This is a genomic window from Sinomonas susongensis (assembly GCF_005877005.1).
Lineage (GTDB): Bacteria > Actinomycetota > Actinomycetes > Actinomycetales > Micrococcaceae > Sinomonas > Sinomonas susongensis.
Genome location: NZ_SSNH01000001.1, coordinates 552,526 through 565,178, shown reverse-complemented (window position 1 = coordinate 565,178; position 12,653 = coordinate 552,526). Strand labels below are relative to the sequence as shown.

The following is a 12,653-nucleotide window of genomic DNA, read 5'->3' as shown; positions in this document are numbered from 1 at the left end:
GCACCTTCCCCGCGAAGGTGCGGGCCGCCGTCGTCCATCCCCGCGCACGGCGTCCCCGGTTGTGCCCCGTCCGTTCGCTAGACTCGGGAGCCGAAGGAGCCGCGCTCATGTGCGGCAGGGGCGGTTCACTGGGAGGGCGCATGGCGCACGAGAGGAAGGTTCGCCTCGCGGCGATCGGCGACGAGCTGCTGGCGGGCAACGGGGATCCCCGGGCGCTTGGCTGGCTGGGCCGGGTGCTCGCGCGAACGCCGCGGGATGAGCTCACTCTCGAGAGCTACGTCCTCGCCGCCCCGGAAGAGGGGACGGAGACGCTCTCGGCGCGCTGGCTGGACGAGGCGCAGCGCCGCTTCGGGAACGGCTTTGAGAATCGGCTCGTGATCGGCCTCTCCGGCCGCGACATCGAGTTCGGCATCTCCCCCGCCCGCAGCCGCCTCAACGTCGCCAACATCCTGGACAGTGCCGCCCAGAACAGCGCGGAGGTGTTCGTCGTCGGCCCTCCCCCGACGCTGGACCCTGCGCAGAATCGGCGGCTCGCGGAGCTCAACACTGCTTTCGCCGATGTCACCACCCGGCGCAAGCACTACTACGTGGACACGTTCTCGCCCCTCCTGAACCATGAGCAGTGGCGCGGCGACCTCGCCGGGAACGCGGGCGCCCCGGGCCAGGCAGGCTACGGGCTCATCGCATGGCTCGTGCTCCACCGGGGCTGGTTCCCCTGGCTGCGCCTCTCCCAGCCGCAGTAGGGACTGGCCCCCAGGGCTTGCGGCACGCGCGCTTCCCTGCTCGGGGGCTTGCCGCCCCGAGAAACGCGATATATCTTTAGTTCAAGTCGAGTTATAACGCGTTTCCGGGCGTGAGCACCTAGCCCGGCGAGGAGGGGAAATGTCGGAGGAGAACTGGAGCATCACGGACCCGCAGACCATCACCATTGACGGCGTGCGTTCATTGCGCGCCGGGATTGTCGGCGGCCGCCTCGATGTCATCGTCCACGAATCCGAAGAGGCAGTGGTCGAAGTGAGCGAGGTCCACGGCGATCCCGTCGCTGTGAGCCTCCATGAGGGACGCCTGGAGGTACGGCACCAGCTGCACGGCTTCGAGGGCTGGTTCAAGAACCTCATGGGGACGGTGTCAGGGACGAGTGAGAACCGGACCGTCATCTCGATCGCGGTCCCGCCCGGCACTCCTGTCGAGATCGGCACGGTAGGGGGTGATGGACTCGTCTCGGGCACCGGGCCCATCACGAGGCTCAACACCGTCTCCGGGTCCGTCCTCGGCGACGGAACGGAAGGCGAGCTCTACCTGAACACCGTGAGCGGCGACGTCATCGCAAGGAATCACGAGGGGATCCTGACGGCCAACACGGTCTCGGGCGAAATCACGGCCTCTGGCCGCCTCAGGGACGTCCGGGCCAAGTCGGTCTCCGGAGACCTCGTCTTCGACACCGAGGGCTACTGCCGTTCGCTGGGCGTGAGCACGGTGAGCGGCGACGTCACGATCCGCCTCCCCCGCGACGTCGGCGTGGACCTCGCCGCCACGACCGTCTCGGGCCGGGTCCTCGTGGGCGACTCCCGCTTCACCTCGTTCAAGGGCAAGCTCGAGACGATCCTCGGCAACGACCTCCAGCTCATGCTCCTGCGGACCAACACGGTCTCCGGAGACGTCTCCGTGGTGCATGCCGCCGACCGCGTCTCCACTCCGGAGGCGGCCGAGGGCCACGACTCCGGGCGAGGCACCGAGTGACGCCACCAGTCTTTGCGCACGGCGCGCTCCGGCTCTATCTGCTCGCGCTCCTCGAGGATGGGCCCAGGCACGGCTACGAACTCATCAAGGCACTCAGCGACCGGTTCGGCGGCACGTATGCGCCCAGCCCCGGAACCGTGTACCCGCGCCTCGCCAAGCTCCAGGAGGAAGGGCTCGTTGCGGCCGAGTCGGAGGGCCGGCGGAGCGTCTACCGCATCACGGACGCCGGCCGTGCCGAACTCGATGCGCGCCGCGACGAGCTCGCCGACGTCGAGCAGGACATCAGCGCGTCGGTCCGACGCCTCGCGGACACGCTGCGGGACGAGCTCCGCGCGAGCATGCGGGGCCTGCGCGCCGACCTTGCGGCAAGCGCCGAGTCCGCTCGTCTCCGAGCGAAGGAAACAGCGCGGGATGGCCGCGGCGAGGCACGGGCGACGGCGGATCGGACAGCCGCGGACGGCGCCTCGGGGACACCCGGCACACCGGCGGAGGCAGGCCGTGGCATCACAGCCCGGCCCTCCCCGGAACGGTTCACCGGCGAGAGCCAGGGGCGGCTCAAGGAAGCGGAGATGATCGTCCAGGCGTTCCGTGACGACGTCCGGGTCGAGCTCCGGAGCCACGCCGCCCGCGAGCCGGTCACCGACGTGACTCTCGAAACGCTCCGGACCGTCCTCGACCAAGCCCGCATTGCGGTCAGGAACTCGCTTCGAGGGTGACCAGGCGGCGGTCTCAGAACTGCCGTTTAGGTACCTCCGCCCGTCTATGGGAGGATATTGGGGGCCTCGGGGCCACATATCAATGATTCGGAAGGAGGCCACCTATGAGCAAGCGTGCACGCAAGCGCCGTGACCGCAAGAAGGGCGGCGCAAACCACGGGAAGCGCCCCAACGCCTGAGCAACCCCCAGGACGCCTTTGAGGGCGCCGTGGTGCGGAAAGGGCCCGGAGCATGTGCTCCGGGCCCTTTTTCTGCGTGTTCTGCTGTTTCTGCGTCGTGAGCCTTTGGACGTGATCCTCAGATCTCGACGGCCTCGGCTCGCACGGAATGGATCTTCTCGAGAATGCTCGCCTTGAGCGTGGCGGGAGCCTGCTCGGCGCAGCTTCGCTTCATCGCGCTGCGGATCATGCACTCGAGATTGTGCTCCTCGCGGCACTCCGGGCAGCCCTCGAGGTGAGCGCGGATTTCCGCGACGTCGGCCGCCGGGAGGGCGCCGTCAAGGTATTCGTAGAGGCGTTCGAGCCGCGCTTCGTCGCAGTCTCCGAGTCCCTGACAGTTGCTCATTGTTCCTTCTCCTGCTTGCTCGAGTCCGAGACCATTCCCGCTGCCGCCCGGGCGCCGGCAAACCCTCGGTCGGCAGCATAGTCCGCGAGCCGGTCACGGAGGAGCTTCCTTCCCCGGTGAAGCCGCGACATGACAGTGCCGATCGGCGTGCCCATGATGTCCGAGATCTCCTTGTAGGCGAAGCCCTCGACGTCCGCGAAGTACACCGCAAGCCGGAACTCCTCCGGAATGGACTGGAGCGCATCCTTGACGTCCGAGTCCGGCAGGTGGTCGAGCGCCTCCGCCTCCGCCGACCGGAGACCGGTCGACGAATGGGACTCCGCGCGCGCGAGCTGCCAGTCCTCGACGTTGTCCGTCTGGGCCTGCTGGGGTTCACGCTGGCGCTTGCGGTAGAGGTTGATGTACGTGTTCGTCAGGATCCTGTAGAGCCAGGCCTTGAGGTTGGTGCCGGGCTTGTACTGATGGAACGCCGCGAACGCCTTCGCGTACGCCTCCTGGACCAAGTCCTCGGCGTCGGCTTGGTTGCGCGCCATCCGCATGGCCGCAGAGTACAGCTGATCGACGTACTGCATGGCGTCGCGCTCGAAGCGCTCACGCCGCTCTTCGGGGGTTTCCTCGCCACCCTGGCCAGCGGTAGTACGCTCCGCAGGCTCGTCGGGCTCGATGGAATCGACGGTGCTCATTGCGGTCCAGTCTACTGGCGGGGCGGGACGCGGGCGGTCCAAGACCAGCACGGGCTCTCCTTCTCCAGTTGGTGTGCTCGGACAAAGGCGGCAACTCTGGGTAAAGGGAAAATATTCCCTGAAAGTGCAAGACTGGAGCAGCTGGAAAGCCTATCTAGCCACGGAAATCCACGTAGGAGGCCCCATGTCGGTAGTTCGTTTCCTCGCTCGACCCCTGCTCGCGTCCTCGTTCATCGTTGCGGGCGTGGACAAGCTCAAGAACGCGGACGAGACAGCCGAGCAGCTCTCGCCGGTACTGCGCCGGGCCGCAGACGCGCTTCCCGTGCGCGTGGACGAGAAGACCCTTGCCCGGGCTGTGGGCGCGAGCCAGCTGGGCGCGGGCGTCCTGTTCGCGTTCGGCAGGGCGCCGCGGCTCTCAGCCTCGGTGCTCGCCCTGACGAGCGCTCTGAACACCTTTGTCGAGTGGCGGACTGCGGACATCGGCTCTCAGGAGCTGCGCTCTGCCCGCCGCGGCCGGCTCCTGCGCAACATCTCGCTCGTGGGCGGCGTCCTGCTGGCCTCGGTGGACACCGCCGGGAACCCGAGCCTCGCGTGGCGCGCCCAGCACCTGGCCGCGGACGCCGCCAAGACCACGAAGGGCATGCGCGCAGACGCCACGAAGGCCGCACGCTCCGTGAGCTCCGATGCCGCCCGCACAACGAAGGCGATGCGCGCCGACGCGGCGAAGGCCGCGAAGGAGGCTGCCAAGAGGGCCCAGCATGTGAAGGCCGACGCCCTCAAGGCGGCAAAGAGCGCGCGCGAGGAAGCCCTCAAGGCTGCACTCGCGGCGAAGGAGGACGCGGCCAAGGCCGCCAAGTCGGCGGCACACCAGCTTTCCGCCGGCAGTTTCGCGTGAGCGCTTCCGCTCCCTGGCCGGCGCCCTATGCGCGCCGGCCGGTCGACGCGACCGTGACGGTTCCGGGCTCGAAGTCACTCACCAACCGGTATCTGGTCCTCGCGGCCCTCGCGGAGGGCACGAGCCGGCTCCGCGCTCCGCTGCACTCCCGTGACTCGGCCCTCATGGTCGATGCACTGCGCACTCTCGGCGCGACCGTCACCGAAGTCGCGGGCGACGGCGAGTTCGGGCCTGACCTGGAGGTCACCCCGATCCCCCGCGACTCCATGAGCGACCTCGGCGAGGTCGCGGTGGACTGCGGGCTTGCCGGGACCGTGATGCGCTTCGTGCCGCCGCTGGCCGCGCTGAGCCGTGGCGAGATCGCGTTCGACGGCGACGCCCACGCGCGCGTTCGGCCCATGGGTGCGGTCATCGACGCCCTCGAGGGACTCGGTGTCCCAGTCTCGTCGCGCGGCGGCGGACGCCCGGCTTCGCTCCCGTTCACCGTGCACGGCACTGGTTCCGTACCGGGCGGGCACGTCGTGGTCGATGCGAGCGGTTCCAGCCAGTTCGTCTCGGCTCTCCTGCTTGCTGGCGCCCGCTTCGACAAGGGGCTCCACCTCGAGCACCTCGGCAGGCCAGTGCCGAGTCTCGACCACATTGCCATGACGGTCGATGTCCTCCGGGGGGTCGGCGTCGAGGTCGACGACTCCGAACCGAATCACTGGATCGTCAAGCCCGGTGCGATTCGCGCCTTCGACGTCCGCATCGAGCAGGACCTCTCGAACGCGGGGCCGTTCCTCGCGGCTGCGCTCGCCACCCGGGGGACGGTCCGCATCCCCAATTGGCCCGAGCACACGACTCAGGTCGGCGATGCATGGCGCGAGATCCTCCCGCGGCTCGGTGCAGACGCAACGCTCGACGGCGGCACGCTCACCGTGCGCGGGGGCCAGCGCATCACGGGAGCCGAACTCGCGGACACGAGCGAGCTCGCGCCGACCGTCGCGGCCCTCTGCGCGCTCGCCGAGACGCCGTCCCGGCTCACGGGCATCGCCCATCTCCGCGGGCACGAGACGGACCGTCTAGCCGCCCTGGTCGCGGAGATCACTCGGCTCGGTGGGGACGCCGAGGAGACGGCCGATGGCCTCGTCATCCGGCCGGCCCGGCTTCACGGCGGCGTCGTGCGGACCTACGCGGATCACCGCATGGCGACCGCGGGGGCCGTCTGGGGTCTCGCCGTCCCAGGGGTCGAGGTCGAGGACATCGGGACGACTTCCAAGACGATCCCCGAATTCCCGCAGATGTGGGCCCGCATGCTCGGCGACAGCGCGGAGTGGGAGCCTTCCGGCGACGCTCCGGCCCCCGACGAGACGGTGAAGGCTCCGTAGTTCCATGCCAGCCCGAGAATGGGACGAGAGCGACGTCCGCATCCGTCCCAACAAGCGCGGAAGCCGCCCTCGGACGAAGGACCGGCCAAGTCACGACGACGCCGTGATCGGCCGCATCATCACGGTGGACCGGGGCCGGTACACGGCAGTCGTCGCGGAGGACACGCCCGACGAGCGGGTCGTCATTGCGGCGCGGGCGCGCGAACTGCGCCGGACCGCCGTCGTGCCCGGAGACTTCGTGGGGCTCGTCGGGGATGTGTCTGGGCTCCCAGACACTCTGGCCCGCCTCGTGCGTGTCGAGGCTCGCCGCACGGTCCTCAGGCGGAGTGCGGACGACGACGACCCCATCGAGCGCGTCGTGGTCGCCAACGCGGACCAGCTCGTCATCGTCGTCGCAGCGGCCAACCCCGAACCACGCACCGGGTTCATCGACCGTGCCCTCGTGGCGGCGTACGACGCGGGGATCGAGCCCCTTCTCCTCGTCACGAAGGCTGATCTGAGGGACCCGGCCCCGCTGCTGGCGAACTACGACCTCCTGCCGCTCTCCGTCGTCGTGAGCCGCACAGCCGAGGAGGCCGAAGAACCGGTGACCGACAGCGACGGCGACGCGGAACCCGGCGGCGGCTCGGACGGCGGGACCGAGCCCGAGGCGCGCGGCGTCCGGCTGGACGACGACGCCGTCGCGCGGCTGCGCAAGGAACTCGACGGCAAGGTGACCGTGCTGCTCGGCCACTCGGGCGTGGGCAAGTCGACGATGGTCAACGCACTCACGGGGGCGAGTCGTGCCACGGGCGGAGTCAACGCTGTCACGGGCCGGGGACGGCACACGTCGTCGTCCGCGCTGGCGCTCCGACTCGAAGGTGCTCCGCCCGGGAGCTGGATCATCGACACCCCCGGCATCCGTTCCTTCGGGCTCGCCCTGGTCGACCCCGATCGCATGCTCCATGCATTCCCCGACCTCGAACCCGGGGCCGAGGAATGCGCCCGCGGGTGCCGTCACGACGCGAACGCCGTCGAATGCGGGCTGGACAAGTGGGTTGCGGAAGGAAAGGCCGGTCCGCAGGGGGCTGCGCGGCTCGCCTCGTTCCGCCGGCTGCTCGGGGCAAGCCCCCGTGACGAGGCAGCGGATGCCAAGGAGCTCGGCACACTCTGAGCCCGGAGCCTCCCAGCCGGCGGGTACCGGAGGCGATAGCGTGGATCCCATGACCCCTGCCGCCGAAGGCTACACCGACGATCTCCGTCTGGCCCACGTTCTCGCCGATTCCGTCGACGCCCAGACGATGGACCGGTTCAAGGCCATCGACCTGCGGGTGGAGACGAAGCCGGACCTCACTCCGGTCACCGACGCGGACCGGGCGGCGGAGGAGGCCATCCGCGGACAGCTCTCGCGGTCGCGCCCGCGGGATGCAGTGATCGGGGAAGAATTCGGCACGACCGGCCACGGCGCCCGTCGGTGGATCATCGACCCCATCGACGGAACGAAGAACTTCGTGCGGGGCGTCCCCGTATGGGCGACGCTCATAGCCCTCGCGGACGGCGACGATATCGTCGTCGGCGTCGTCAGCGCCCCGGCCCTGGGACGCAGATGGTGGGCCGCGAAGGGCGTGGGCGCCTACACGGGCCGCTCCCTCGCCGCTGCAACCCGGCTCAAGGTCTCGGACGTGGCCCGCACCGAGGACGCCTCGCTCTCCTACTCGAGCCTGTCCGGCTGGCGCGAACGGGGAAGCCTCGGCAACTTCCTGACGCTCACCGAGGACGTGTGGCGCACACGTGCGTACGGCGACTTCTGGTCGTACTGCCTTGTCGCGGAGGGCGCTGTGGACATCGCGACGGAGCCCGAACTCGCGCTGTACGACATGGCCGCGCTAGTGCCGATCGTGACGGAGGCCGGCGGCCGGTTCACGTCCCTCGAGGGCGTGGAAGGCCCATGGGGAGGAAACGCCCTCGCGACCAACGGCATTCTCCACTCGGAGGTGCTGCGGCGCCTCAACCCGGAGCACGACGACCTGCTCCGGCCCTGAAGCGCGCGCGAGCAGAAGCAGCCTTAACGAGCTGTAACACGTGATGACGGGCTGGAGGCGACCCGTCGTCCTCCTCTAGTCTCGTGGTCAGGTCACGAGTGCCAGCGCGAAGCCCCGGCTTGCTGGCCGGCAACCCTCCAACGCGGCGGGGTGCCCCGGGTGACGACCAGGCCAGTCCGGAGCGGATCTGGCAAGCGCGGCCCCCGCGAGGCGGGGCCCCGACCCTGAGGTGCACCGTGAGCACACCCACCGTCGTTTCTCCCTCCCCGGCAGACACCCGCCCTTCCGCAGGATCTCCTGTCCGCACTATCCGCGCCGACGACTACCCGGACGCCAGCCGCCCGATCGCCGAGGTCGTCGGCGCCGAGCTGGTCGCTCCACTCGTGGGCGGCGGCAGCACTCGATACGTGAACCTCGACTACGCAGCATCCGCGCCAGCCCTGACCGAGGTTGCCGCACACCTCAACGAGGTGCTCCCGTTCTACGCGAGCGTGCACCGCGGGGCCGGCTACGCCTCGCAGGTCAGCACCTCGGTCTACGAGAACGCGCGGACCATTGTCCGCGAGTTCGTGGGCGGGCGCCCCGACGACGAGGTCATCTTCACCCGCAATACGACGGACTCGCTCAACCTGCTGGCCGGCTGCCTCCCGGCGGCCGGCGACGTCCTGTACCTCGACATCGAGCACCACGCCAACCTCCTGCCCTGGCAGGACGGCCCACACCGGAGCGTTGTCGCCGCACGCACGCTCTCCGAGACGCTCGAGCGGGTCAGGGCGTGGCTCAAGGCGGGCGAAATCAGCCTTGTCGCCGTCACGGGTGCCTCCAACATCACGGGCGAGATCCTGCCCGTCGCCGAGCTTGCGGCCCTTGCCCATGAGCATGGCGCCCGCATCGTGGTCGACGCCGCGCAGCTCGCGCCGCACCGCCGCATCGACATCGCGGAGGCCGGCATCGACTACCTGGCGTTCTCGGGTCACAAGCTCTACGCGCCGTTCGGCGCGGGCGTCCTCGTGGGCCGACGGGATTGGCTCGACAGCGGCCGTCCGTACCTCTCGGGCGGAGGCGCCGTTCGGGAGGTCCGTCTTGACTCGGTCGCGTGGGCGGACGGCACGGCGCGTCACGAGGCGGGGTCCCCCAACGTGCTCGGGGCGGCGACCCTCGCCAAGGCCGCCCAAGTGCTCGGGAGCCTCGATGTGGAGTCGTGGTACCGCCATGAGCAGCAGCTCCGTGACGCGCTGGTGGAAGGACTCGGCCAGATCGAGGGCGTCACCGTGCACCGGCTGTTCGAGGATTCGGACCTGGGGGCCAGTCCCGCGTCCCGCGGAGCAGTGGGCATCGTCAACTTCTCGGTGGAGGGCCACGACGCCGGTCTCGCAGCGGCCTATCTCTCAGCCGAGCATGGCGTGGGCCTCCGTGACGGCCGCTTCTGCGCCCACCCGGCCCTGCGCCGGCTGGGTCTCGCTTCGGGATCCCTCCGTGCGAGTTTCGGGCTCGGTTCGCGTCTCGAGGATGTCGAACGCCTCGTGGCCGGAGTGCGCGAGCTCGTGGAGCACGGCTTGCGGCTCGACTACACGGTCGACGCCGGCCGCTGGATTCCTGTGGACGATTCCCGCCAGTTCCCGGAGTGGGCGCCGAACACGCCCGGCACGGCGGGCGCCGCGCCCTGCGCCGCGGAGGACTGAGCGCCCCGGTAGCCGAGGTGCAGCCACGCCTGCCTCCCGGGTAGATTCCTCGTCGGAGATCAAGGCTTTCCGGGAGGAAGAAGGCATGGCGCGCGGCGGACCCAAGTTCGACGATCGACGACGGCGGGAGCTCGCCCGGGCGTTCATGGCCGGCGGAGAGCACTACGAGAAGGTGCGGCCCGGTTATCCCGAGGACGCCGTGGACTGGCTCGTGCCTGCACAGGCGCGCACCGCCGTCGACCTCGGCGCTGGGACCGGCAAGCTGTCAGGGATGCTCTCGGCCCGCGGGCTCGAGGTGACCGCCGTCGATCCGAGCCCCGACATGCTCGGCGAGCTGCGCCGGCTGCACCCGGGCGTGAGGACCGTGGTCGGGATGGCCGAGTCCACAGGGCTGCCGGCTGCCTCAGCGGACCTCGTGGTCGCCGCGCAGGCGTGGCATTGGTTCGACGTTCCCACTGCGACGCGGGAAGTGGTACGGCTCCTTACACCCGGTGGCCGCGCCGCCCTCGTGTGGAATCAGCTCGACACGTCGGTTCCCTGGGTGCACCGGCTCTCGCGGATCATGCATGCGGGAGACGTCCACAAGCCCGGCTACCATCCCCCGTCGGGACCGGAGCTGACAGGCTGGGAGTCTGCATCCTTCCGCTGGGAGGAGCCGATCACCACGGGCGGGGTCGTCGAGCTCGCCAAGTCGCGGAGCTACTACCTGCGGGCCACCGCGGAACATCGCGGCCGGGTCGAGGCGAACCTGGACTGGTACCTCCACGAACATCTGGGCCACGACATCGACGCGGTGATCCTGCTCCCCTACGTCACGCAGGTCTGGCGTGCCAGACCTTCCCGGGCCCAGCCTCTTGTCCCTCCGCACCAGAAGGCCTAAATTTAGGTAAGCCGAAATTTGGCGATGAGGTGTATCAAAAGGTAGCCCCTCTGCTCGGGAGCGGGAGCGGCATTGGAGTGGCGAGGATGAGCCGGACGGAGCGTGGGACGCCTCCGCGGGCTGCCACGCGCGGCACGTGGCGGCTCGCCGCGGGCCTCATGGGCCCAGCTTTCGTCGCCTCGATAGCCTACGTGGACCCAGGCAACGTCGCCGCCAACCTCACGGCCGGCGCCCGCTACGGCTACCTTCTCGTCTGGGTGCTCGTGATAGCGAACGCGATGGCCATGCTCATCCAGTACCAGTCCGCGAAGCTCGGGATCGTCACGGGCCGGACGCTCCCCGAGCTCCTGAGCCAACGCCTGAGTCCCGGAGGCCGGCGCCTCTTCTGGCTACAGGCCGAGGTCGTCGCGCTCGCGACCGACCTCGCGGAAGTCGTTGGCGGAGCGATCGCCCTCCAACTCCTGTTCCGCGTCCCGTTGCCGATCGGTGCCGTCATCGTGGGAGCGGTCTCCCTGGGAATCCTCGCGATCCAGGACCACCGGACCCAGCAGCGCTTCGAACTGGCGATCATAGGCCTCCTCACCGTCATCACGATCGGGTTCCTCGCCGGGCTCGTCGTGAGCCCACCGTCACCTGCCGGAGTCGCCGCTGGCCTCGTGCCGCATTTCGAGGGGCCCGACACGCTGCTGCTGGCCGCGTCGATGCTGGGCGCAACGGTCATGCCGCACGCCATCTACGTGCATTCGGCGCTTTCCCGGGACCGTCACCGGGCCGATCCCCATACACACGTACCGGCGACCGCCCTTGCCCGCCTCCTCCACGGGACGAGACTGGACGTCCTCCTCGCCCTGGGCGTCGCCGGCGTCGTCAACGTCGGGATGCTCCTCCTGGCTGCCTCGACGCTGGGCGGCAAGGGCGGCACCGACACCATCGAGGGCGCGCATGCTGCCATAGCGGACGCGCTCGGGCCACTCGTGGGGACTGTGTTCGCCGTCGGGCTCCTCGCAAGCGGTCTGGCATCGAGCGCAGTCGGCTCCTACGCGGGGGCGACCATCATGGACGGGCTGCTCCAGCGGCGCATTCCGGTCGTCCTGCGGCGCACCATCACCCTCGTCCCGTCGGCGCTGCTCCTCTCGCTCGGCGTCGATCCAACGCTCTCGCTCGTCGTGAGCCAAGTCGTCTTGAGCTTCGGGATCCCTTTCGCGCTTGTTCCGCTCATCCGGCTCACCTCGGAGCGTCGGCTCGTGGGCGCTTTCGTGTCCTCGCCCGTCCTCAAAGCCGCATCATGGGCGAGCGCTGGGCTCGTCATCGCGCTCAACCTCGCACTCCTGTGGCTCACGTTCGTGCCAATGGCCTGACGGTAGGCTTGGAAAGGTGAAGAGCCAGCCATCCTCCTCGATCGAGGATTACGTGAAGGTGATCTACTCGTTCACGGAATGGCAGGACAAGCCCATCACGTCGTCCCAGCTGGCGGCCCGCCTCGGCGTCGCCAACTCGTCCGTCTCGGAGATGGTTCGCAAGCTCAAGGACCAAGGGCTCGTCGACCACCGGCCCTACGGTGCCGTGCGGCTCACCATCGAAGGCGAGCGTCTTGCCCTCACCATGGTTCGGCGCCATCGGCTCCTCGAAACGTTCCTCGTCCAGGAGCTCGGCTACAGCTGGGACGAGGTCCATGACGAGGCGGAGCAGCTCGAGCACGCCGTCTCCGACCTGTTCGTCGAGCGCCTCGCCGAGAAGCTCGGGCACCCGGACCGGGATCCGCATGGCGACCCGATCCCCAGCCCGACTGGGCGGGTCGAGCATCCACCGGCACTCCCGCTCGGCGATCTCGACCCCGGGCACGAAGGCCTGATCACCCGGATCAGCGACGACGACCCGGAGATGCTCCGCTACCTCGCCCAAGAGCACATTGTGCTGGACACGGCGATCCGGGTCGTCCGGAGGAAGCCCTTCGGGGGTCCGCTCGTCGTGCGGATCGGGGCGGGGAACGGCGCCCATGAGTTCGACGTCCCCGATACGATCGCCTCGTCGCTGTGGGTCCACAGCGAGGCGCCGCACGAGGGCTGCACCCTGGAAGACGCCTGACCCGCCTTCCGGATCACTTG

The 12,653-nt window shown here is 69.4% G+C and carries 13 protein-coding genes, 1 pseudogene and 1 riboswitch; of the genes and pseudogenes, 12 read left to right on the top strand and 2 right to left on the bottom strand.

What is annotated here, in order from left to right:
* Positions 1-140: 140 nt before the first annotated feature.
* The 4 genes from E6A21_RS02610 to E6A21_RS18375 all read left to right on the top strand — a co-directional run bounded on the left by E6A21_RS02610 (position 141) and on the right by E6A21_RS18375 (position 2,635).
* On the top strand, positions 141-743 hold the full coding sequence (locus tag E6A21_RS02610; RefSeq protein ID WP_171041228.1) for a GDSL-type esterase/lipase family protein: 603 nt from the start codon (positions 141-143) through the stop codon (positions 741-743).
* A gap of 139 nt (positions 744-882) precedes the next feature.
* Positions 883-1,740 (top strand): DUF4097 family beta strand repeat-containing protein, encoded by an 858-nt coding sequence (locus E6A21_RS02605; protein WP_138442538.1) that lies wholly within the window; start codon positions 883-885, stop codon positions 1,738-1,740.
* Positions 1,737-2,456 (top strand): PadR family transcriptional regulator, encoded by a 720-nt coding sequence (locus tag E6A21_RS02600; RefSeq protein ID WP_138442537.1) that lies wholly within the window; start codon positions 1,737-1,739, stop codon positions 2,454-2,456. Before E6A21_RS02605 ends, E6A21_RS02600 begins: the two co-directional genes overlap by 4 nt.
* 104 nt (positions 2,457-2,560) lie before the next feature.
* Complete coding sequence (locus tag E6A21_RS18375) at positions 2,561-2,635, top strand: 50S ribosomal protein bL37 (protein WP_096498094.1); 75 nt, start codon at positions 2,561-2,563, stop codon at positions 2,633-2,635.
* Between the two features lie 118 nt (positions 2,636-2,753).
* Here the strand turns inward: E6A21_RS18375 and rsrA are convergent, their stop codons facing one another.
* Both rsrA and E6A21_RS02585 read right to left on the bottom strand, forming a co-directional pair.
* Positions 2,754-3,020, bottom strand: a complete 267-nt coding sequence (gene rsrA / locus E6A21_RS02590) for a mycothiol system anti-sigma-R factor (RefSeq protein ID WP_138442536.1) — start codon at positions 3,018-3,020, stop codon at positions 2,754-2,756.
* Complete coding sequence (locus E6A21_RS02585; RefSeq protein ID WP_138442535.1) at positions 3,017-3,703, bottom strand: sigma-70 family RNA polymerase sigma factor; 687 nt, start codon at positions 3,701-3,703, stop codon at positions 3,017-3,019. Before E6A21_RS02585 ends, rsrA begins: the two co-directional genes overlap by 4 nt.
* Before the next feature lie 184 nt (positions 3,704-3,887).
* Here E6A21_RS02585 and E6A21_RS18080 point away from each other — a divergent pair.
* The 8 genes and pseudogenes from E6A21_RS18080 to E6A21_RS02545 all read left to right on the top strand — a co-directional run.
* A pseudogene (locus E6A21_RS18080) lies at positions 3,888-4,391 on the top strand (DoxX family protein); the annotation flags it as partial.
* Between the two features lie 203 nt (positions 4,392-4,594).
* Positions 4,595-5,965, top strand: coding sequence for a 3-phosphoshikimate 1-carboxyvinyltransferase (gene aroA / locus E6A21_RS02575; protein WP_138442533.1), 1,371 nt, complete (start codon positions 4,595-4,597; stop codon positions 5,963-5,965).
* A 4-nt stretch (positions 5,966-5,969) separates the two neighbouring features.
* The gene (gene rsgA, locus E6A21_RS02570; protein WP_138442532.1) at positions 5,970-7,118 is read left to right on the top strand and encodes a ribosome small subunit-dependent GTPase A; all 1,149 of its coding nucleotides are present in this window, start codon (positions 5,970-5,972) and stop codon (positions 7,116-7,118) included.
* A gap of 49 nt (positions 7,119-7,167) precedes the next feature.
* Complete coding sequence (gene hisN, locus E6A21_RS02565; RefSeq protein ID WP_138442531.1) at positions 7,168-7,986, top strand: histidinol-phosphatase; 819 nt, start codon at positions 7,168-7,170, stop codon at positions 7,984-7,986.
* A 90-nt stretch (positions 7,987-8,076) separates the two neighbouring features.
* A riboswitch (SAM riboswitch) is annotated at positions 8,077-8,189 on the top strand.
* A 105-nt stretch (positions 8,190-8,294) separates the two neighbouring features.
* Positions 8,295-9,668 (top strand): aminotransferase class V-fold PLP-dependent enzyme, encoded by a 1,374-nt coding sequence (locus E6A21_RS02560; protein ID WP_138442696.1) that lies wholly within the window; start codon positions 8,295-8,297, stop codon positions 9,666-9,668.
* Between the two features lie 85 nt (positions 9,669-9,753).
* Positions 9,754-10,548, top strand: coding sequence for a class I SAM-dependent methyltransferase (locus E6A21_RS02555; RefSeq protein WP_138442530.1), 795 nt, complete (start codon positions 9,754-9,756; stop codon positions 10,546-10,548).
* A gap of 86 nt (positions 10,549-10,634) precedes the next feature.
* A complete protein-coding gene (locus E6A21_RS02550) occupies positions 10,635-11,906 on the top strand; it encodes an Nramp family divalent metal transporter (RefSeq protein WP_138442529.1) in 1,272 nt (423 codons plus the stop codon).
* Between the two features lie 16 nt (positions 11,907-11,922).
* Positions 11,923-12,633 (top strand): metal-dependent transcriptional regulator, encoded by a 711-nt coding sequence (locus tag E6A21_RS02545; protein ID WP_138442528.1) that lies wholly within the window; start codon positions 11,923-11,925, stop codon positions 12,631-12,633.
* Positions 12,634-12,653: the final 20 nt, after the last annotated feature.